Here is a 21,331-nt window from a genome sequence, read left to right on the forward strand (position 1 = left end):
AACGGTTTTTTCACGATGGCGGGATAGACGGGACTCGAACCCGCGGCCTCCTGCGTGACAGGCAGGCGCTCTAACCAACTGAGCTACTACCCCGTGGCGTGAAAGAGACGCTGAAAGTAGGAAGCGGCCTTTTCAAGTCAAGTGCGGTTTCGAACTTTTTTCTGCGACCATTAGCCCATCAATACAGCGCTTTTCTCGGCTGTGCTTGAACTCGATTCTGGACCTTTCGGATCAAAGTGGAACACATCTCATTAGCCACGTTTCCAAAGGATTAGCCGCAGCCAAAAGCACCCTTTCAGAGAAAGAGTCGTATCCAGTAATTCTTGCAAAATAAGTATTTTTTGACACTAATCCTACTTTCACCACCCGAATGCGCAAACGCACCACGCCAGGACAGCTCGAATTTTGGACCAGCGCACCTCCCGCAGCCACCACGCAGGAGCTATTGTTCACTGGCGACCAACTTGAAGCATTGTCGTCCGAGGGGCCGGGACTAGGCATACTAGCTCCTCGTAAACCGACTCCTGCAGGCAAGGCACTGGACGAGAATTTCGCGGAGCGTCGCCCCTTGAAAATCCTCGTCGCCGACGACAACGAAATCAATCGCAAGATCATCCGCATAATCCTGCGAAAGCTAGGCTACAGCTGCGTCGAAGCCGAAAATGGTGAAGACGCTTTGAAGCTGTATCAAAGTGGCGACTACGACTACATCTTCATGGATCTCGACATGCCCTACATGGACGGACTCGAGGTCACTCAAGCCATCCGCGAAGCGGAAAACGATAGCGCACGGCAAACTGAAATCATAGCAGTCACCGCCAACGTCTCTCCTGAGACGAGACTCAAATGCCGGCGGGTCGGCATGAACGGTTACCTCGAAAAGCCAATCACTGCTTCCATCATCAAGGACCAGCTCCTACGCAGCTGGCCTCGTGTAAGAACCCGCCGCAAGAACTAGAGCCCCTTGCTGACATCCAAAATTCCCACAACCGCGGCCTAGTTGAGTCGCGGTCTCTTTGTATCTAAATTTAGAATACTAACGGGAGATATTTACCAACAAATCCAGCAACGCTCATTAGGATTTGGATGCCTAGCGTCAGAGCCCAAAACTTCGACCGAAACTTGCCTGTTTCAAACTACTGCTGCGGCTATGCGACGCAGACTCCTCCGTACCCGAACAAAAAACGCCCTCGGCTACATGCCGAGAGCGTTTCCACCAAATAATTCCGTAGATCCGAAATTAACTAGTCTGCCTTACGAGCAGAAGTTATGAGATCGGAGAAGGACTTTGCGTCGAGAGCAGCGCCACCGATGAGACCACCGTCGATATCCTTCTGAGCGAGAAGCTCGTCCGCGTTCGCTGGCTTCATGGAACCTCCGTAAAGGATTCGTATCTTTTCAGCAACTGCTTCCCCGTACTTCGCAGTTAGCTCCGCACGGATAGCTGCGTGAACTTCCTGAGCCATTTCTGGAGTCGCAGTTTTACCGGTACCGATCGCCCAAACAGGTTCGTAAGCGATAACGACCTTTGGCATATCCTCAGCAGATACTCCTTCGAGGCCGCCAAGAAGCTGCGTCTTGTTTACTTCGAGCGTTTCGTCCGCTTCGCGTTGTTCGAGGGTCTCGCCGATACAGAGGATCGGGTTGAGGTTGTTCTCGAGGGAGAACTTCACCTTCTCGTTCACGAACGCGTCAGACTCCTTGAAGTATTCGCGGCGCTCGCTGTGGCCGAGGATGACGTACTTGCCGAAAACCGCACGGATCATCTCAGCGGAGATTTCACCCGTGTAGGCACCGCTGGCCTGAGGATAGAGGTTTTGTGCGCCGAGCTTAACCGCGGAACCTTCGATAGCGGTGGATACGCGATCCAGTGCGATTGCGGTTGGGCAGATGACAACCTCTACAGACTCGTCCTTAGATACGAATGACGCGATTTCCTTCGCGAGATCCGCACCGTCCGACGGGTTCTTGTTCATTTTCCAGTTACCTGCGATGAGATATTTGCGGGACATATTCTTTGGATTTAAGATTTAAATTTTCAGATGAGAATTTGGATCGGAACGACTATTTCTTGTCGAGAGCGTCCACGCCAGGAAGCACTTTTCCCTCGAGGAACTCGAGGCTGGCGCCGCCACCTGTGCTCATGAAGGAAACCTTATCGCCGTAGCCAGCCATGTTCACAGCCGTTACGGAGTCTCCTCCACCGATGATGGTGGTTGCGTCTTGATTTTCCGCGATTGCCTTAGCCACTGCAAACGTGCCTTTGTTACAATCGTCGCTTTCGAAGATGCCCATCGGACCATTCCAGAGAACGGTCTTGGACTTGGCAACTTCCGCACAATAGAGCTCGGTAGTCTTCGGGCCGATGTCCACGCCTTCCCATCCGTCAGGGATGTTTCCGTCTTCATCAGAAGTGCCGAGGTTACCCGCCTGCATCGCACCGAAGTCGAACGAATCTACGGTGACATTGTCGATTGGAAGCAAAAGCTTAACGCCTTTGGCTTCCGCCTTCTTCTGGAGCTCCGCTGTCATTTCGACCATGGATTCTTCCTTGAGGCTGTCTCCCACAGTCTTGCCGTTGGCGAGGGCAAAAGTGTAAGCCATCGCTCCACCAATGAGGATTGTGTCCGCCTTCTCGAGCAAGGCATCGATGACCTTCAACTTGTCGGAAACCTTGGCTCCACCGAGGATTACGGTGAAAGGGCGCTCCGCATTCGCAGTCTTGTCACCGAGGAATTCAAGCTCCTTTTGGATGAGGAAACCGCAAACCGCTGGCTTGAGAAACTCAGCGATCCCTGCCGTCGAGGAATGGGCGCGATGCGCGGTGCCGAATGCGTCATTGATGTAGAGATCGCCCAGCTTCGCGAAAGCTTGGGAAAGCTCGGAGTCGTTTTTCTCTTCGCCAGGGTGGAAACGAACATTTTCAAGCAGGGCTACGGAGCCTGGCTCGAGAGCAGCGACCGCCTTTTCAGCTACCTCGCCGCGCGATTCGGGAACGAAAACCACTGCTTGACCGAGTTCCTTCGAAAGCGCCTTTGCGACAGGTTCAAGAGAGAACTTTGGGTTTACCTCGCCCTTCGGACGACCGAGGTGGCTGAGAAGCACTGCGGTGCCGCCGTTGGCGATCACGTGCTTGATTGTCGGCAGGGCGCCGAGGATACGGGTATTGTCGGTGACTTCGCCGTCCTTGAGAGGCACGTTGAAGTCTACGCGAATGAGCGCTTTCTTACCCTTGAGGTCGATGTCTTCGATGGTCTTTGTAGCCATAGCTTTTAATGGAAAGTGGTTGGACGGCTTCGCCGAAGACGCCCTAGAAACTTGGAGGGAGAAAGGCAGCCTGAAAAAGATGCCAACCTTTCATTTTTGAGTAGGTTCGGTTGATTGCTTCCGTGTTGGTAAGTAGAATGAATCAATCGAAAGTGCTCGTACAAGAAAAAGCCCCTTGCCCGCGCAAACGGGCGCAAGCAAAGGGCTGAAAAAACTAATCCTTCACTCGATTAGAGAGCAGCAACCTTCTTGAGAAGGTCTACGACGCGATTGGAGTAACCCCATTCGTTGTCGTACCAGCTAACGAGCTTGAAGAACTTATCGTTGAGACCCATGCCGGAACCTGCGTCGAATATCGAAGAGGCTGGGCAGTGGATGAAGTCAGAAGAGGCAACTTCGTCTTCGGTGTACTCGAGGATTCCCTTTAGAGGACCGGACTCGGAAGCTTCCTTCATCTTCTGGCAAATCTCTTCGTAAGAAGTGGACTTTACGGTCTTAACGGTAAGGTCGACCACAGAAACAGTTGGAGTTGGAACGCGGAACGCCATGCCAGTGAGCTTGCCAGCAACTTCTGGAAGAACGAGGCCAACAGCCTTGGCTGCACCAGTGGTCGATGGGATGATGTTCATCGCAGCAGCGCGTCCACCCTTCATGTCCTTAGGAGAGGGTCCATCGACAGTCTTCTGCGTAGCAGTGTAGCTGTGAACGGTAGTCATCAGACCTTCTTCGATGCCGAAGTTGTCGAGGATAACCTTAGTGATAGGGGCCAAGCAGTTAGTCGTGCAAGACGCGTTGGAGATCAGCGTGTCCTCTGCGGTGAGCGTGTCGTCGTTGACGCCGAGAACGACGGTCTTGACGGCACCCTTGCCGGGAGCGGAAATGATAACCTTCTTCGCGCCGGCGTCGATGTGGCCTTGAGCCTTATCGTCCTGAACCCAGAGACCCGTCGACTCGATAACGATGTCGATGTTGTTCTCCGCCCAAGGAAGGTTGGATGGGATTTCGCGAAGTGCGAGACACTTGATCTTGTGGCCGTTAACGACGAGCGTGTCTTCACCTTCTGCTTCCACAGTACCGTTGAAACGACCCTGAGTGGAGTCGTACTTGAGCAGGTACGCTAGGTTCGACGCAGGAACGAGGTCGTTTACAGCGACGACGTCGACTTCAGTGCCGAGAAGGCCCTGGTCCACGAGTGCGCGGAATACTAGGCGGCCGATGCGGCCGAAACCATTGATAGCTACTTTTACAGCCATGGTAATCTATGTGTTGCGATATTGACGTGTTGAGTGATTTCACGCGGCAAAACTGCCACGCGAGGCGGGAGTACATGACACCCCCCAGAGAAAATCAAGAAGTTATGGTATCTGATTTTTTTGCTCAGCTATCAGAGGCACTGATCGTTAAGCTAACTCCCAAAGGCCGCAGGCGATGCGGGGCAAAAAGAGAGCCTTATGCGGTTGATTAGCCCAGATACGATCCTTGGCATCGAGAAAGCGTTCGTGGTCGGCGATCTGGCGCCACGACTTGCCGCCCCAATCTCCTAGAGGGATCTGTACCGAGCCGAGACCGGGGTTCGCCGCGAAGAGCAACTTCCGTCCTCCCCACTCTCCCGATGCGTTGTAAACGCACGCAAAAGCGTTGCCGCTTTCCGCTGGCAAGAAATCGAAGAAACCTTCCGGAGCTCTGTTATAGTGACGCAAGATCCCTCCTCTTTCAGAAAGACGGAAGGCGATCCAGTCCGAAAAATACTTCGAGCAGGAAGAAAACTCGAGAGCCCGCTCGTAATCCAAAGCGTTTCGAGGTCCGTCTTGGTAAGTGTTACGCACTCCGTTCTTCGTACCGAGAAAATCCATACCCGCGTGCAGCATCGGCATGCCGACAGACATCATGAGCAGTGATATCATCATGCGCGTGCGAGCGATGTCACGGTGGGTCGGAAGCGTACCGTCGAAATTCGCGTGTTCGGTGATATCGTCGATCCAAACCCGATCGTCATGCGATTCCACGTAATTCACCGTCTGAGCCGGCCAAGTTGCGTAATGCCCCACCGAACCTTGCATAAAATACTTCACCGCGTCTATGCCAGACTCGCAACGAACGTAGTCCTTGAGAAACTCTCTGTATCCATCGTTCCACGACGCGAATCCCGTATCCCGCAGCTCCGGACCAATGTGACCGCGGAAGCTCCACGGCTCCGCGATTAGGATAACATCGGAGCGCACCTTTTTCAGTTCCTTTTCGACGTCCTTGAGTACGGGCTTGCCCACTAGGTCAGCCAGATCAAACCGGAATCCGTCCACGCCATAAAATTCCACAAGGTGCTTCAGGCTATCGATGATCAGACGCTTCGCCATTGGAGCTTCGCTTCGGAGGTCGTTTCCGCATCCACTCCAATTACTCAAATCTCCATCCGCCGAGGCATGAAAATAATAGTGTTTGTCAATGAACATTAGGTGGGCCGGCTCACCCACGTGGTTGTAGACCACATCCAGAATCACCGCGAAGCCTTCTTCGTGCAGCGTTTCCACCAAATCTTTAAACTCTTGTACTTGCGAGGCCTTGGTTGGCTCGCTTCCGTATCCAGAATGCGGAGCGAAGTAGTTAGCCGTCATGTAGCCCCAGTGATACTCACCGTAGCTCTGACTGTCGTTTTCCTGAATCGGCTGCAGTTCGATCGCGTTTACCCCGAGACGCTTCGGATAAAAATCTTTCCGCCGAGCGTACTTGGCGAGGTCGGCAAAGCCGAGGGGACGGTCTCCGTCACGCACGACTCCAGGCGCCTTTTCCACGAAATCCCGAACGTGTCCTTCGAGCACCACCAAATTCTGCCACTGCGGTGGGTTAAAATGCCGCGCCGGCTTACCGTAAGCTGCATCGTCAATAATAATGCCTGGCCCTTCCCTGCCCACCATCGCCTTCGCGTACGGATCGAGCACGTTAAAATCCGGATTGAACAAGCTATTGTGCTGAGCGGGTCCATCGACGCGGAACCAATAGTAGTAACCTGCCAAATCCTCGTCGACAGTGGCTTCCCAGACGAAATCCCTATCGCGCTTCATCAGCAGCCAGTTTGCCTTCTTCGGATCTGACAAATCCGAAAAGAAGCCCACCTTCACCCACTTTGCCCGCGGGGCAAATAAGCGGAAAGTCACAGACTTGCCATTTACAACGGCACCGAGCGGCTTATCGGACTTTAAGCTGAGGAAGAATTTACCTAGCGATAGCTCTGTCCGCTCCACCCCCTTGCGGGTGTGGTAGAGTAAAACGTTCTTATTGGAAAACTCGATCGGCTTCTTCAGCTTGAAGCCAAGGCGATGTTTTCCGGTACGCTTGGGCTGGTAGGTGTAGTTCGCATTACCCATGCCGTCCGATGAGAGGTTGGGCGCCTCCTGATCCGGCAGAAACCAATGGTGCTGATCGGTCACAAACTTGAACTGGCAGCCCTCGTCACAATCGAAAATATCAATTTCCTTTCGCAAGATCAGCGCGCGTTTCCCATTTATGGTCTCCGGCTTCAATTCCCATTTTTCATCGCCGATCGCGCTCTGCCAACCATTGAAACTCCCCGCCACGTAGACAGATGCCCCCGTGTACTCGATTTTCGAATACTTCTGCGGAAAGAAGACGAAGACCACCTTACCGCTTTTGCTCACAAAGTAACCACTCTGCTTCGCATATTCGATCGGCGGCAAAGCACTCAGAGCTAAGTGGGAATGCACCTGGCCTTCCAAACTTATAGGCGGCAGCCGCGCCGCCCGCCAATCTCGATTGAGCTCCACGACTCCCTCAGTGAGCGAGGTGAGGTAAGCTTTCCGTATGTGTCTGCTTTCTAAAGAAGGTGCCATGTAGGTGTAGACGTCACAATCAACCAAACACGATCCGCGCCAAAGCAAGAAAATCGGGCCGGGAAATTTGAGATTTAACCGTTTTGTCTTCCGAGGCCATCCCAACGACCGAAAAGAAGCGATCCTAATCCCTACGACTCAGTGCCGCAATCAAGTCAGCCGAGCGCTCGATCGCCTCCAAATAACGTTCAAACAAGTCCTTGGCCGCCTCCCCGCTAAACGGGGGCAAAGTTGTTCCATCCCGGATTCCCTGCAGTTCCTCGAAAACGGAGAGGTCGTACAAAACATGCTTGGAGAGCTCTCTCACCGCATCTCGCTTCTTGGCCGGCACGTTCACCGAGTAGAACCGGAGCGCGGCTTTCAGCATGATCTGAAAATTCGAAAGAGACCGTAGCATCAGGTCCAAAAGCGTCTCCCCATCGTCGACCGCCAGCATATACCCCTCACGCAACTGTATCAGCTTTCCTTTCAGCTCGTGCTCCAGCTGAAAGCGCAAATTCGCCTGGCTGATAGGCAAGTCCCGCAACACGTCTCGACCATAAAGCACACGATGGTTCTCCTTGATGTCTAATAGCTCGATAGGAAAGACATGCGACGAATTCATCAACCGCTCGAGAGCGAACATTAAAGGAGGCGGATTTCCGAACTTGTTCCAATCCCTCGAGAGCCGAGCGATCGCATCCAGCTCCTCCATTCCCATCTGCGTGCAGACGACCATGATGTTCACGTCCGAAAAACGCTCCGCCGTGTCTCCTACCGCCGCCGAACCAAATAGGGCAACCATCGTCAATCGGTCGCCCAACGCCTCTTTCAGTTCGTCCGTAAATGCCTCTGGAGTCATCAAGCTCTTCATAGAGAATCAATTGGGAAAACCCTTACTCGCGCTTCCACGCGCAAAACGCCAGCTCGAAAATCGAACCACTGCGGCTTCGTTTCACCATTCGCTCTTCACATTTTAAACTTCACGCTTCACCTTCCCTGCCCATGAAGAAGATCCTGGTCGCCATGTCTGGAGGCGTCGACTCCGCCGTCGCTGCCTTGCTCCTCAAAGAGCAAGGCTACGCCATCGAGGGCGCTTACATGAAAAACTGGATCAATGAGGACGAAATCCTCGGCGACTGCCCCTGGCAGCAAGACATCGAAGATGCCGCCGCGGTAGCCGAATCCCTCGGCATCCCTTTCCGCGTGGTCAACCTCATGCAGGAGTACCGCACCCGCATTGTCGACTACCTGCTCTCCGGATACCAGTCCGGCATCACGCCTAATCCGGACGTTATGTGTAACCGTGAGATCAAGTTCGGAGTCTTCCTCGACTACGCCCTCGAAAACGGCTTCGACGAAGTCGCCACCGGACACTACGCCCAGATCCGCGAGGCAACTGAAACGACTCCCCGCGCTATCATCGAAGGTGCAGACCCCAACAAGGACCAAACCTATTTCCTTGCCATGATGCGCCCCGAGCAAGTGGCTCGAGCCCGCTTTCCCGTCGGCCACCTGCTCAAACCTAAGCTCCGCGAGCTCGCTCAAAAAGCAGAGCTTCCCAACGCCAAGAAAAAGGACAGCCAAGGCATCTGCTTCATCGGCAACATAAAGATGGCCGACTTCCTCCGCGAATACGTGCCCGACCGCCCCGGCCCCATCCTCCGGGCCGATGACGACAAGCCACTCGGCGAACACCGCGGCCTCCATTATTTCACCATCGGCCAACGCCGCGGCATCGGGATCCCTTCCAACTCGGACAACGACTTCTATGTTGTAGTCGGGAAAGACATACAGCGCAACGCCCTGCTCGTCTCCTTCGAGGCTCCAACCGCCCCAGGCCTTTACTCCAGCCGCTGCGAAGTCTCCGAACTTAGCTTCACCGGAGCCCCTCCGGCCAACGACTGCCGACTCGAGGTCAAGGTCCGCTACCGCGACCCGCGCGTTGCTGTGAACTACAAGCAGCTCGACGAAAAAACCGTCGAAATTACCTTCGACGAACCGCAGCGTGCCCTCGCCCTCGGCCAAATCATCGCCCTCTACGACGGCCCCCACCTCCTCGGCGGTGGTATCTACACAAAAATCGGCTAGGTAGAAGCGAGCTTGGTCGCGAACCCCTTAACCATCTTAACATCCATCAGCCCCGCCTACATACTTCTCTTCGTCTTCCTAGGCATCCCCGCCCTCCTCTTCGGCGGGCAATACCTGTTTAGTCGCCACTACCGAGCTAAAAAGCAGACCGTCATTTCCGCCGACTCCCCCGAAGCCTGGAACACTATTCTCCTGAAAATCATTCCGATCGTATCCAAACATCCAACACACTTTCGCGAACGACTCGAAACCAATATAAAACTCTTCTTCGCAGAAGTCGTTTTCGAAGGACAAAGTGGCATGGACATCACCGACGAACGCAAGCGACCAGCCTCTACAAGATCCTAAAAACTACTACCGCCTCGATCCCATTAGTTGGTAAAAACCTGGAGGGACGAGTGCACCCTCGTCCGTAAAATCCAACAGTCCGATCCACAATCCATCATCCACTTATTTCCACAGTGCAACCGCTCACCGAACAACCTGAAACTCTCCTCTCCCTCTATCGCATCAGCCAAGCGGCCAGCGGTAGCAGTTCCCCGCGCGACGCATACACGGCGATCACTGGAGAGTTGCAACGACTCTTTGCTCCCCACGCTGCAGCCATTAGTCTCATAAACCCGAATACAAGCTTGTTGGAAATCGAGTATGCTCTCGGCTACCCTGCCAACACCAGCGAACTCTCCATCCACCCCGGCAAGGGACTTTCCGGGCGCGTCGCCTTCAACGGCGAACCCATCCTCTGTAACGACGTCGAGAACGATTCACGCTACGTCAAGCTCTGCGATGGTGTCCGCTCAAAAATCATCGCCCCGATGATCTCGCACGGCCACATTATCGGCGTCCTCAGCATTTCCCGCGACAAGGTCGACGCTTTCAACCAGATGGACCTCGACAATCTAGTTCTGCTTGCCAACGAATCCTCTCAAGTCCTGCAAAGCGTCTGGCACCGGCGCCAACTGGCCAACCAGTCGGAACAACTAAACGCCCTTATCGAAGTCGGACAAAACATCGTATCCAATTTCGAAACACACTCACTCTGGGAAACCGTCACAGAGGCCGCCATGGAGCTCACTCGAGCACGCCTTTGCACCCTACAGCTCTTCGATTCCAAAACCCAGAAAGTAAAGCTCCTCACGGCCCGCCCCATCGACAACGAGTACACTCAGCAAGTAGGCGAACTCGGACTTTCAGAGAGCTTATCGGGCTCCGCTATTCGCACAAAACGGCAGGTGGAGTTTTCCAATATAACCACTCCTGACTACCACGACCTCAAAGACGTCCCTATAGACTCAGAAGTCACCTCCTGCCTCGCGACTCCTATGATCTACGAAGGGAACGTTATGGGCATCCTAAACGTATTCACAAAAGTGAGACACCGCTTCCCGAACAGTGAACGGCGTCTTCTGCAAGCCTTCGCTGACCTTGCCGCCGTTGCTGCCCAAAACGCAGAACTCTACACTCGTGTCTTCAACTCGGAAGAACGGCTCCGAAAGTCAGAGCGCCTTACAACCTTAGGCCTGCTCTCAGCTGAGATCGCCCACGAGATCCGCAATCCCCTCACCGTCATCAAGCTCCTATTCGGGTCCCTCGGTCTCGACTATCCCGAAAGCGACCCGCGACATAAAGACAAGCAAGTCATCAAAGAAAAGTTCAACCAACTTGAGGAAATCGTCTCCAAAGTCCTTTCCTTCGGGAAAGCTCCGGAAGGGATTTTCACGCTCTGGGACATCGACGACCTTGTATCTGACACTTGCTTGCTCGTCCGTCACAAGATGCGGCAGCTAAAGATCGATCTCGAACATCAACAGTCCGGCCAACGCCTGAGAGTCAACGGCAACAAAGGCCAACTCCAACAAGTCCTGCTCAACCTTATAATCAACGCCTCCGACGCCATGCCTCACGGCGGACGGCTCACTATTTCAACTACAGGAGAAAGCAGCGAAAAAGGAAAATTCGCCGTTTTGCATATCGAGGATACTGGTTCCGGAATCCCCGAAAACCTAGTCGAGCGCGTCTTCGACTCCTTCCTCACCGACAAACCCGAGGGTACTGGGCTCGGCCTCTCCATCGTCAAACGCATCCTCCGCAGCCACCACGGCGATATCTCCGTGTCAAAAACCTGCCCTACCGGCACCACCATGCGCATCGAGCTGCCAATCCACAAATAACGTCCGTGGTTCAGCCAAGGCAAAGCACCCAGCATCTAATAAGTATAGAAACTAAACAAATAGTTGCCAAGCGTCGGCGGTTGTTCTTTTTTACCCCAGTCTAAACCACGTGCTAAAGCCCTCTCTAACGATCGGAGAAGGCGACTGAACTCCATCACCATTCGACCCCACCACTCCCCATGTCCTTAGATCCTGACAACACTGCCCAGCGAATCACCGACGCCCGAGCTCAAGGCACGGCCGCCACCCTAAAAACCTACGTCAGCCTCTCAGGCCCCGGCTGGCTGCAGAGCGCCATCACCCTCGGAGGCGGCTCCCTCGCCGGCGCTCTCTTCCTCGGCGTCGTCGGCGGCTACTCCATGCTCTGGGTGCAAATGTGCGCCCTCTTCATGGGCGTCATCATGCTAGCAGCCATCAGCTACGTCTCCCTGTCCATCAAGGAGAGCGTCTTCCATGGTATGCGCACTCAGATCAACCCAGTCCTCGCCTGGGGATGGATTCTCGCCACCCTCGCCGCCAACATGGTTTGGGCTCTCCCCCAGTTTTCCCTGGCCTACGGAGCCATCACCGAAAACATCGCCCCCGGCCTCATCGGCAATACCGAAGCCACCAGCACCAAGCTCATTTTTTCCCTCATCATACTCGTACCCGTCGTTGCCATCACCTTTCTCTACGGGGGCAAAGGCATCGGTATCCGGATTTATGAGACAATTCTTAAAGTCATCGTCGGCATCATCGTTTTCTCCTTCATCGGAGTCGCCATCAAACTCGCCCTCTCCGACAGCGGCCTCCCGCTCGGCGAAATCCTAGTAGGCTTTATCCCAAATCCATCCCTCATCTTCGAGCCAAGCGCCGGCTATCGTGAGTTCCTAGACAGTATCAGCAACCCAGCCGTCCAGCAATTCTGGACCGACACGGTATTGTCCAAGCAACGCGACGTCATCGTCGCCGCCGCTTCCGCCGCTGTCGGCATTAACATGACCTTCCTCCTGCCTTTCTCCATGCGAGCAAAAGGCTGGGGCAAAACCCACCGCGGCCTCGCCATCTTCGACCTTTCCACCGGCATGGTCGTGCCCTTCCTCATCGCCACTGCCTGTATCGTGATCGCCTCCGGCTCCCTCTTCCACGCCCAGCCCTACGAAGGCGTGCTCATACAAGAAAATGGTGACCTCTCCATCACCCAGGACGCCTCGCTCGCAGGCCAAGCCGGCCAAATCCAAAGCATGCTCGACGCTCGCTCTAACGGTGAACTCGCCGGCGCACCCATTGAAAACGGTGAACTGCAAATCGCCGCCATGCTGCTCAACCGCAGCAACATGCAATTCGCCACCGCCCTCGAGCCCCTCGTCGGCCCCACCATGGCCCATATTGTCTTCGGATTCGGTGTCTTCGCCATGGCCTTATCCACGATCTCCATCCTCATGCTCATCTCTGGTTTCGTGGTCTGCGAGATGTTCAAATTTCCGCACGGCGGCATCCATCACAAGCTCGGCACGCTTGCTGGTGCCGTCGGTATCCTCTGGCCATTCCTCTGGAGCGGCACCTCCAGAGCCTATCTCGCAGTGCCGACATCAGTATTTGGATACACCCTACTGCCTGTGGCCTTCCTCGCCTTCTTCCTCATGATGAATTCCAAGAAGCTGCTCGGCGAGGCACGACCCACCGGACGCTCCCGCGTCATCTGGAACGTACTCATGGGAGTCAGCCTCCTCATCACCGGTTCCGCCTCCGTCGCCACAGCCTGGAGCAAAACCATCGGAAGCTTCGAAATCGGAAAAGTCTTCCTCATAAGCTTCGGCATCGCCATCGTCATCGGTCACTTCTACCTGAAAAGCAAGAACACCAAAACCATTACCTGATCTCGCGGGGAGCAGCCTTATGCCGCAATGAAAGCGCAAACCGATCCCGTGACGCGGAGCTTCATCCGCGACCGCCACAACCAGATCACCCACTGCAGAATTTAGATAGGTCTCCATCAGTGGTTCAAAAGCAACATCCTAATTAACCGAGAAATCTGTGGTTAAAGAAAACGCATCTAAACCCTACGGAATAGGAATCGTCGGACTGGGCATGATCGCCCAGTTCCACGCCAAAGCCATCGCAGACATGGGCGAGGCCAATCTCGTGGCCTGCTACAGCCGCTCTCAAGACAAGGCCGACACATTTGCCTCCGAGCATCCCTGCACCGCATATTCGGACTACGACGACTTCCTCGCCGATCCCAACCTCGACATCGTCGCCATCGCCACCCCTAGCGGCTACCACCTTGAGCCCATCCAGGCCGCAGCCGCAGCCGGCAAGCACATCCTCTGCGAGAAACCCATCGAGGCCACCGTCGCACGAACAGACGCTGCCATCGCCGCTTGCCAAAAACATGGCGTTAAGATCTGCGGCATCTTCCCCCGCCGCTTCACGCCTGCTGTCGAAGCCACCAAAAAGGCAGTCGACGCCGGACGCCTGGGCCAGCTCACCCTAGCATCCGCCTACATCAAATGGTTCCGTACCCAAAATTATTACGACGCTGACATCTGGCGTCGTATCTGGTCTCTCAGCGGCGGCGGAGCCCTCATGAACCAGTCGATCCACACTATCGACATGCTGCTCCACTTCGCAGGCGACGTCGAATCCGTCTCGGCATACATGAAGACCGCCACCCACGAGGGAATCGAAGTCGAAGATCTAGCCGTGGCCACTCTCAAATTCAAGAACGGCGCCCTCGGCACCATCGAAGGAACCACCACCGCGTATTCAAAAACGGGACATCCTGCCCAAATACAGCTTTGCGGCTCCACCGGCTCCATCTTCCTCACCGACGAAAACCTCTCCGTCTGGGACTTCGAAACCGAATCCCCCGAAGACGCCGAGATCCTCGCCCAGTGCGGAACCGAAGCCAGCAAAGGCGGAGCTGGAGCAGCGGATCCAGGATCCATCGACTACCGCCAACACCTTCGCAATTTCCAAGAGTTCACCGCAGCCCTGAAAGAGGGACGCGAACCCGCACTCGATGGCCCCGAATCCCGCCGCGCTATCGCCCTCATCGAGGCCATATACCATTCGGCCCGCCAAGACGGCCACCCCGTCACTCTTTGACTGTGGAGAGAGGGGTTTCACCCCGTTCCGCCCCAACCCGATCCGTAGGGCGCGGGCTTTACGCCCGTCCTGCACAACCCGATCCCCACCCTTCGTAGGGCTGGCGCTCGCGCCATGCCGCACTGCAGGCCCAAAAACAAACCCTCGCCAAATCCCTCCCCATCTGCGTCCATCCCAGGTTCCGAAACTCAGCACCCAGAACCCTGCACCCGGAACCAAAACATTTGAAACCACGCATCAAACTCGCTGAAACTCAACCCGCATCAGGAGGCATCCTCGCCCTCTACGAGCAAGACGGGGCCTACTCCATCAACTTCAGCGGCCAAGAGCTCATGCACTCCAAAGCCGCCGCCTCTGAAAAATTACTCGGCAGGATCGGCGGCGAATCACTTCCCAAAGGCCAACCCAGCCGCATGCTCATCGGCGGACTCGGACTCGGCTTCACCCTCGCCAACGCCCTCGAAACCTGCGGCCCTGATGCCACCCTCGAAGTCCTCGAACTCGCCGCCGAGGTCATCGACTGGAACCGCGAACACCTCCAAGAGCTAAACGGAAAGTGCGTCGACGATCCCCGCGTTGAGCTTCAAGTCGCCGACGCCACCGCTGTCATCCGCAAGGCCGCCCCCGAAACTTACGACTGCATCCTGCTTGATATCGACAACGGCCCCGTCGCCATGGTTCAGAAAAGCAACGCTACATTGTATTCAAAATCCGGAGTCCGCACCATCAAATCCGTACTCAAACCAGGCGGGAGCGCCATCTTCTGGTCCGCCGGCCCCGACGAGAAATTCGCCGACCGCATCAAGCGAGCCGGCTTCCAAGTCAAAGCCATCCCCGCCAAAGTCCACGAAGGTGCCAAACGATCCGCATATGTCCTCTACCAAGCGACAAAAGTAGATTCCCCCTGGGAAGACACCACCAAGAAAACCTAATCAGGAGGGACGACTTCCACGTCGTACGAGGAGCTCGAAGCGACCTCGTGTCGCGATCCTCACCCCAATTCCGCGGAACGTGCCCATCACACTATTTCTAACGCAAACCGATACGTCTTAGTGCCCCCACTTCTCGTTCGGCTCGGGACCGACAACCAATTTCAAAATACCGCCGCTGACTAAATCCTTATGCGGCAATAAAGAACGCTGCCACGGTTGGCCATTCCAAGTAGCCGACTGGATGTATAGATTTTCTGGAGACTGGTTCTCCACCTCGATCTCAAAAACATCTCCGTCGTAGTATCGGTCGCTCAAACGGATTCGCACTCGCTCAAAAACAGGCGCTGTTATATCGTATTGCGAATCGATCCCCGAGCCTCCGTCAAACTGGAAAAGACCTAGAGCCATCAATGCACTCAGCGACGCCATCTGTCCCTGATCCTCATCGCCATTGTATCCGGAATGCGGATCTGTACCGCTGTAGTTCGCCTCGTGCACCTTGCGGACCCATTTCTGGCTCAGCCAAGGATAACCGATTCGATTGAAGAAATGCGCATGTCCCGTTCCATCCTGATTCGAATAGGAGATAGGCACGCTAGCATGCTCACGCTTGTGCTTCCCTTCGATAAACCCACGAGGCTCCATTTCCTCGAAGGCTGCATTCAAACGAGTTGAGACGGCATCCATCCCACCCAGATACTCCGCCATCCCCTGCGGATCATGCGGCACATAGTAGGTCGTCAACGCAGCAGACGCTTCGCAAAAGCCTGGTTGCTCAAAAACATCCGCCGTCGGAGCGAAGCCCTCTTTCCAAGACCCATTCGGCAATTTCACCCAAGCATAGCCCTTTTCCGGCCAAAGCAAATTGCGATAGTTAAGCGCTCCGGGCGCAAATCGTTCAACCATTGCCCTCTCTCCTAAAGATTCCGCCAGCTGCGCGATACACCAGTCGTGATAGGAATTATAAAACGTAAGGGAGGTTACCCCATTCCCGTGAGCTCCGCCCACGCCATTTCCCCAACTTACGTACCCTTTTTCTGAATACTCGCGGTACGCCTTCTCATTGGGCTTTTTAGCATAGCCTCCATAATACCGGCTCCCATCGGGCTCCGTATTACGCACCAATCCGGCCAGAACCTGTCGAGCATCGTAATCACGGATCCCTTTCTGATAAGCAGCCGTCAACGCAGGAGCCGCCGAGTCTCCAATCATGACGAACGTATAGTTCCCGCCAGAAGGGCCGCGCGGGATCATCCCTCCATTCTTGTACATTTCTAGGGCGGTCTTAACAAAATCGCTGTACGTTTCTGGGCAAAGCAAGGGCCACAAAATATCCAACGACCAATGACTTCCCCACCACGCATCGGAATTATGCATCGGAAACTGGGGACGCCCCTGTTCATCCAAAGGAACCTGCCGCACCTGCGGCTCGCCGGTCATGTCCATGTAATGGCCATCCACATCACTCACCACGCGACGCCCCAATTGGCTCCGCCAAAGGTCCGTATAAAACTTTGTCTTCTGGGCAACGCTCCCCCCTTCGACCTCGATTCGCGACAATCGATCGTTCCACTCGGACCGCGAATCCGCAACCACCCTATCAAAATCCCAATGCTCCAACTCCGTATCCAAATTTAGACGCGCATTCTCGATCGAGGTATAACTGATCCCAACCTTCATCAATAAAGTCACCCCCGGTTCGAAGGAGGCAAACATGCCTACCCCAGCTCCCGCAATCTCCTCCAACTCTTCGATCACCTCCTTGGCGGAATTCCATGCACCGATCTGAGAAGCCCCCTGATCGAAGCGAGCCACGAAATAAACCGGAGTATCCTTAGTTCTACGAGGCGTCCCAGCATGCAGGCTCATCCCCTCTACTTCGCGATCGTTCACCTTCCGAGCTTCCGCCAAAACAGTCTCCCCATGAGCCAACTTCGCCCCGATATCGAAAAGCACGTGGGCAGAGCGACCTTCCGGGAAAACATAGCGATGCATCCCCACCCGCATCGTGGAACTTAACTCCACTGAAATGTCATAGTCCTGCAAAACCACTTTGTGGTACCCAGGCTTCACGACTTCGTCCGCATGAGAGAATCGCGACTGGTAGGCATCCATTCCCTCAGGACCTCTCATTTCATCTGTCACCGGCATAACCGGCACTCCCGCCAGCTGCCAAGCATGGATATGGCTAAAACAGCGAATCGTCTCATCATCGTACAAGTATCCAGAATTCCATGACCCTTCCGTAGCAGTGTCAGGGGAAAGGTTCACCATGCCAAACGGCCGAGACGCGCTATTGAAATAAAACCAACGCGAACCATGAGTATCGATCAAAGGATCAACCCAATCGACAGGTGTCTTCAACTCTTCACGTCCCTCAAGGGAGGGACACAAAGCAAGGCTCGCCAACAAAGCTCCTTTCAAAACGTACAAATCAAAACGGGGTAACATTCTTTGACCTAAGGAAGATCCCTTTCACCTCGCGAGAAAAATCACAACAACCCCATCATCCCAAAAATAATCCGCGCTCATTCGTTCAATGATCTTCTCTCTCGCTCCTCGGTATTGGGCAAAAAACACAATCCTATCCGCTCTCCCTCAGTGGAAATCATAACTGCGTGCCGCTGGCGTCTCCCCTGCCACCAACGCTTCGATCCGATCCGCCTTCACATGTGTCACCCCCTTCTGGCGCTGCAGCACGCCCGAAATCACCAGAAACTTTTCTTGCGTGATTGTTAGCCGATACTTCTCAAACAGCTGTGGCAAAACGATCGTGTTCGAAATACCCGTCTCGTCCTCCATCGAGATGAATACAAATCCCTTGGCCGTGCCCGGTCGCTGACGGCAAATCACCTGCCCCGCGACCTTCACCCGTGCCCCATTCGGCGTCGTATCCAAATCGTAGGCACGCCAGATTCCCGCCAGCTCACCCCTTAGCGAGGCCATCGGATGCGCTCCCACCGTCACGCCTACTCCCGCATAATCCGCCTGCAGCCGCTCCAGATGCGTCATCACCTCCAGCGGACTCAGCGTCTCCTCCTCCGGCTCCTCCACATGAGCGAACAAGTCATCCTCACCTAGCAGCGACTCCACCTCCCAAAGTGCCTTACGCCGATCCCCGCAAAAACAATTCAAAGCCCCGATCGCCGCCAGCTGCCGGAGCTCCTCCTTATTAAACCGCGTGCGAAACCGAAAATCCTTCAGCGACCGAAACGCAGCCCGATCCCGCTCCACCACCATCGCCTTACCCTTCTCCCGAGAAATCCCCTTCACCATCACCAAGCCCAAACGAATCTCCCCCCCAACCCCGTAGGGCTGGCGCTCGCGCCACGCCGCGCCAACCTGATCCCCAACCCGACCCGTGGGAAGCGGCCTTGTGCCGCAATTCTTCTTCCCCAGTAGGAGCGAGCTTGCTCCAGATCCACCAGTCCCATCCCCACCAGCCTTCACCCTTCCACCTTCACTCTTCGCCGCACCAACGACGCAACACTCCCAACGCGACTCCACCACGCAAACCGCTCTCACGCGAATCCCCCGACGCTTCGCGTCCTGGATCAAAGTCGCCGACGAATAAAAGCCCATCGGCTGATTGTTCAGTAGCCCCACAAAAAACTCCTCCGGGTAGTGACACTTCAAATACGTGCTCACATAAGCCAGCAGTCCAAATGAGATCGCATGACTCTCCGGAAACCCATAGTGAGCAAAGCTCGAAACCGACTGCACCACGCTTTTGACCTTCTCCTCTTCCACACCACGATCACGCATGGCACCCACCAACTTGCCCAGCACCGTGTTCATACGCTTCTCGTTCGTACTAAAGGTGCTCACCGCCCGACGCAGCTCCTCCGCTTCCGCCCCCGTAAAGTCCGCCATCACCATCGCCACCTTCAAGATCTGCTCCTGAAACAAAGCCACCCCCAGCGTTCGCTCCAGCACCTCCACTAGCCGTTCGTCGATGTACTCGATCTTGCTCGGATCCTCCCGGCGCTCCAAATACGGATGCACCATCTTCCCCTGGATCGGTCCTGGACGAATAATCCCCACTTCCACCACCACGTCATAAAAACACTTCGGCTTCATGCGCGGCAGCGTCGCGATCTGAGCCCGACTTTCGATCTGGAACACCCCCACCGTATCCGCTCGCTGCATCATTTCAAAAGTCGCCGTATCATTCTTCGGAATACGGGCCATATCGATATCGACTCCCTTGCGATTCAAATTCTCCAGCGTGTCCTGCATCACCGCCATCATCCCTAAGCCCAGCAAGTCCACCTTCACGATACCCAAGTCCTCGCAATCATTTTTGTCCCACTGGCACACTGAGCGACCCGGCATCGACGCTGGCTCCAAAGGCACCACCGTATCCAGCGCTCCCTGACAAACCACCATTCCTCCCGAATGCTGTCCCAAATGCCGCGGCAGTCCCAGCACCTGCACGCAGAGCTTCGACAACGCTAGAGCTCGCGGATGCTCCTTGGCGATCCCCGACTGCTCCAGCTGCTCCTCGAAGCCCAGCCCATGCTCGTAGTTATGGCTGCCAAAGAGCGACGAAAACCGCCCCAGAAACTCCTCCTCGAAGCCCAGCACCTTGCCCACCTCCCGAGCCGCGCTCTTGCGCCGATAGGTAATCACGTTCGCCGTCATCGCCGCCCCATGCCGTCCATAGCGACGATACACCTCCTGAATCACCCGCTCCCTGCGCTCACCGCTCGGCAAGTCGATATCGATATCCGGCCAACTCTTCCGCTCCTCGTTCAAGAAACGCTCGAACAACAAGCCCGCCTCCACCGGATCCACCGGCGTGATCTCCAAGCAAAAGCACACCACGCTATTCGCTGCGCTGCCCCGCCCCTGAGCCATGACCTCATTGTTGCGACAAAAATTGACCAGGTCCCAAACAATCAAGAAGTAACCCGAAAAGCCCAGCTTCGCGATCACTGCCAGCTCATGCTCCATCTGCCGCCGCGTCTTCTCGTTCGGCTCCCCCCGATACCGTTTCCGCGCCCCAGCAAACACCACCTTCCTCAAAAACGTATCCATCGACTCACCACGCGGCACGTCATAGCTCGGAAACTCGTAGCCAAGGTTCTCCAAGCCAAACTCCACCTGCTCCGCGATCCGCAACGTATTCTCCACCGCCTCCGGAATATCTCGAAACAAATGCCGCATCGCCGCCGGTGCCTTCACGAACCGTTGCCCATTGCGACTCAACAAGCCCCCCGCCTCATCCAGCTTCACCTTCTCCCGCAAGCAGGTGAACACATCCAGCAAAGCCCGCCCCTGCGGCCGCGCATAGCTCACCCCATTAGTCGCCACCACCGGCAACCCCTCCGCCCCCGCCAAGTCCCGCAAGCCCGACACCAACCGCTCCTCGCCCCGCTCGTGCCGCCGCTGAAGCTCAACAAAGACATTTCCCTCGCCAAACAAACCACGCAAAGAGCCCACCCGCTCCCGCACCCCATCCCTGTCACCATTCTCCCAATACGGTCGCAACACGCCCTCTTCGTCCCCCGTCAAAGCCACCAGTCCCTCGACTCGCCCCGTCAAGTCAGCCCAACTCAAACGCCCTTCCCCCTTCTTCAACGCTCCATTGCGGGAAGCAGCCAAGTGCCGAGTATCCTTAACTCCGCCCAAATGCATATCCGACAACAAGCGACACAACCCCTGATACCCCGCTCTCGTCTTCACTATCACCGGCAAAGCCGTGCCATCCACCATCGGCAACTCGCAACCAACGATTCCCTTCAAACCCAACTCCCGACACGCCGCATGAAAGCGAGCCGATCCATATACACCGCCGCGATCGCACAACGCCATCGCGCCCACGCCCCGATCCGCGCAGGCCGCCGCCAACTCATCCGGCTGCGACGCCCCCCGCAAAAACGAAAACGCCGACCGCCCATGCAACTCTACGTATCCCTCGCTCACGCTCGGGAGAAGAGTGAAAGGTGAAAAG

General features: G+C 55.5%; 14 protein-coding genes and 1 tRNA gene. 7 read left to right on the forward strand and 8 right to left on the reverse strand.

Translation table 11 applies throughout. The features are described from left to right. Positions 1 to 16: 16 nt before the first annotated feature. Positions 17 to 93, reverse strand: a tRNA-Asp gene (locus QEH53_RS10435). A gap of 277 nt (positions 94 to 370) precedes the next feature. Between QEH53_RS10435 and QEH53_RS10440 the strand changes: the two genes are divergently transcribed. After that, positions 371 to 958: a response regulator gene (locus QEH53_RS10440; protein WP_309023129.1), complete on the forward strand. Its 588-nt coding sequence runs from the start codon at positions 371 to 373 to the stop codon at positions 956 to 958. Between the two features lie 286 nt (positions 959 to 1,244). On the opposite strand, the gene tpiA is transcribed toward QEH53_RS10440, so the two are convergent. The 5 genes from tpiA to QEH53_RS10465 all read right to left on the reverse strand — a co-directional run bounded on the left by tpiA (position 1,245) and on the right by QEH53_RS10465 (position 7,965). Further along, positions 1,245 to 2,012 carry a triose-phosphate isomerase gene (gene tpiA, locus QEH53_RS10445; RefSeq protein WP_309023130.1) on the reverse strand — a complete coding sequence of 256 codons (768 nt, stop codon included), beginning with the start codon at positions 2,010 to 2,012 and terminating at the stop codon, positions 1,245 to 1,247. Positions 2,013 to 2,064: 52 nt separating this feature from the next. Then, on the reverse strand, positions 2,065 to 3,267 hold the full coding sequence (gene pgk, locus QEH53_RS10450) for a phosphoglycerate kinase (RefSeq protein WP_309023131.1): 1,203 nt from the start codon (positions 3,265 to 3,267) through the stop codon (positions 2,065 to 2,067). A 230-nt stretch (positions 3,268 to 3,497) separates the two neighbouring features. Then, positions 3,498 to 4,520, reverse strand: coding sequence for a type I glyceraldehyde-3-phosphate dehydrogenase (gene gap, locus QEH53_RS10455; RefSeq protein ID WP_309023132.1), 1,023 nt, complete (start codon positions 4,518 to 4,520; stop codon positions 3,498 to 3,500). A 147-nt stretch (positions 4,521 to 4,667) separates the two neighbouring features. Beyond that, positions 4,668 to 7,112, reverse strand: coding sequence for an alpha-amylase family glycosyl hydrolase (locus tag QEH53_RS10460; RefSeq protein WP_309023133.1), 2,445 nt, complete (start codon positions 7,110 to 7,112; stop codon positions 4,668 to 4,670). Between the two features lie 124 nt (positions 7,113 to 7,236). Then, complete coding sequence (locus tag QEH53_RS10465; protein WP_309023134.1) at positions 7,237 to 7,965, reverse strand: hypothetical protein; 729 nt, start codon at positions 7,963 to 7,965, stop codon at positions 7,237 to 7,239. A gap of 131 nt (positions 7,966 to 8,096) precedes the next feature. Between QEH53_RS10465 and mnmA the strand changes: the two genes are divergently transcribed. The 6 genes from mnmA to QEH53_RS10495 all read left to right on the forward strand — a co-directional run bounded on the left by mnmA (position 8,097) and on the right by QEH53_RS10495 (position 15,375). After that, a complete protein-coding gene (gene mnmA, locus QEH53_RS10470) occupies positions 8,097 to 9,182 on the forward strand; it encodes a tRNA 2-thiouridine(34) synthase MnmA (protein ID WP_309023135.1) in 1,086 nt (361 codons plus the stop codon). A gap of 12 nt (positions 9,183 to 9,194) precedes the next feature. Beyond that, a complete protein-coding gene (locus QEH53_RS10475) occupies positions 9,195 to 9,530 on the forward strand; it encodes a zinc-dependent peptidase (protein WP_309023136.1) in 336 nt (111 codons plus the stop codon). 113 nt (positions 9,531 to 9,643) lie between these two features. Then, a complete protein-coding gene (locus QEH53_RS10480; RefSeq protein WP_309023137.1) occupies positions 9,644 to 11,353 on the forward strand; it encodes a GAF domain-containing protein in 1,710 nt (569 codons plus the stop codon). A gap of 179 nt (positions 11,354 to 11,532) precedes the next feature. Beyond that, positions 11,533 to 13,212: a divalent metal cation transporter gene (locus tag QEH53_RS10485; protein WP_309023138.1), complete on the forward strand. Its 1,680-nt coding sequence runs from the start codon at positions 11,533 to 11,535 to the stop codon at positions 13,210 to 13,212. 157 nt (positions 13,213 to 13,369) lie between these two features. Beyond that, entirely contained in the window at positions 13,370 to 14,443 is a 1,074-nt protein-coding gene (locus tag QEH53_RS10490) for a Gfo/Idh/MocA family oxidoreductase (RefSeq protein ID WP_309023139.1), read from the forward strand. A 224-nt stretch (positions 14,444 to 14,667) separates the two neighbouring features. Next, positions 14,668 to 15,375: a spermine synthase gene (locus QEH53_RS10495; RefSeq protein WP_309023140.1), complete on the forward strand. Its 708-nt coding sequence runs from the start codon at positions 14,668 to 14,670 to the stop codon at positions 15,373 to 15,375. A 117-nt stretch (positions 15,376 to 15,492) separates the two neighbouring features. Here the strand turns inward: QEH53_RS10495 and QEH53_RS10500 are convergent, their stop codons facing one another. Together QEH53_RS10500 and QEH53_RS10505 are read right to left on the reverse strand one after the other, a co-directional pair. Then, complete coding sequence (locus QEH53_RS10500; RefSeq protein WP_309023141.1) at positions 15,493 to 17,826, reverse strand: GH92 family glycosyl hydrolase; 2,334 nt, start codon at positions 17,824 to 17,826, stop codon at positions 15,493 to 15,495. Between the two features lie 147 nt (positions 17,827 to 17,973). Continuing rightward, complete coding sequence (locus tag QEH53_RS10505) at positions 17,974 to 21,303, reverse strand: error-prone DNA polymerase (RefSeq protein WP_309023142.1); 3,330 nt, start codon at positions 21,301 to 21,303, stop codon at positions 17,974 to 17,976. Positions 21,304 to 21,331: the final 28 nt, after the last annotated feature.

Origin of the sequence: Pelagicoccus sp. SDUM812002, from assembly GCF_031127835.1 — a bacterium.
In the GTDB taxonomy this organism is placed as follows: Bacteria; Verrucomicrobiota; Verrucomicrobiia; order Opitutales; family Opitutaceae; genus Pelagicoccus.

Coding starts and splice junctions, on each gene's coding strand:
- QEH53_RS10440 (WP_309023129.1), top strand. CDS start 371: ATGCGCAAACGCACCACGCCAGGACAGCTCGAATTTTGGACCAGCGCA.
- tpiA (WP_309023130.1), bottom strand. CDS start 2,012: ATGTCCCGCAAATATCTCATCGCAGGTAACTGGAAAATGAACAAGAAC.
- pgk (WP_309023131.1), bottom strand. CDS start 3,267: ATGGCTACAAAGACCATCGAAGACATCGACCTCAAGGGTAAGAAAGCG.
- gap (WP_309023132.1), bottom strand. CDS start 4,520: ATGGCTGTAAAAGTAGCTATCAATGGTTTCGGCCGCATCGGCCGCCTA.
- QEH53_RS10460 (WP_309023133.1), bottom strand. CDS start 7,112: ATGGCACCTTCTTTAGAAAGCAGACACATACGGAAAGCTTACCTCACC.
- QEH53_RS10465 (WP_309023134.1), bottom strand. CDS start 7,965: ATGAAGAGCTTGATGACTCCAGAGGCATTTACGGACGAACTGAAAGAG.
- mnmA (WP_309023135.1), top strand. CDS start 8,097: ATGAAGAAGATCCTGGTCGCCATGTCTGGAGGCGTCGACTCCGCCGTC.
- QEH53_RS10485 (WP_309023138.1), top strand. CDS start 11,533: ATGTCCTTAGATCCTGACAACACTGCCCAGCGAATCACCGACGCCCGA.
- QEH53_RS10500 (WP_309023141.1), bottom strand. CDS start 17,826: ATGTTACCCCGTTTTGATTTGTACGTTTTGAAAGGAGCTTTGTTGGCG.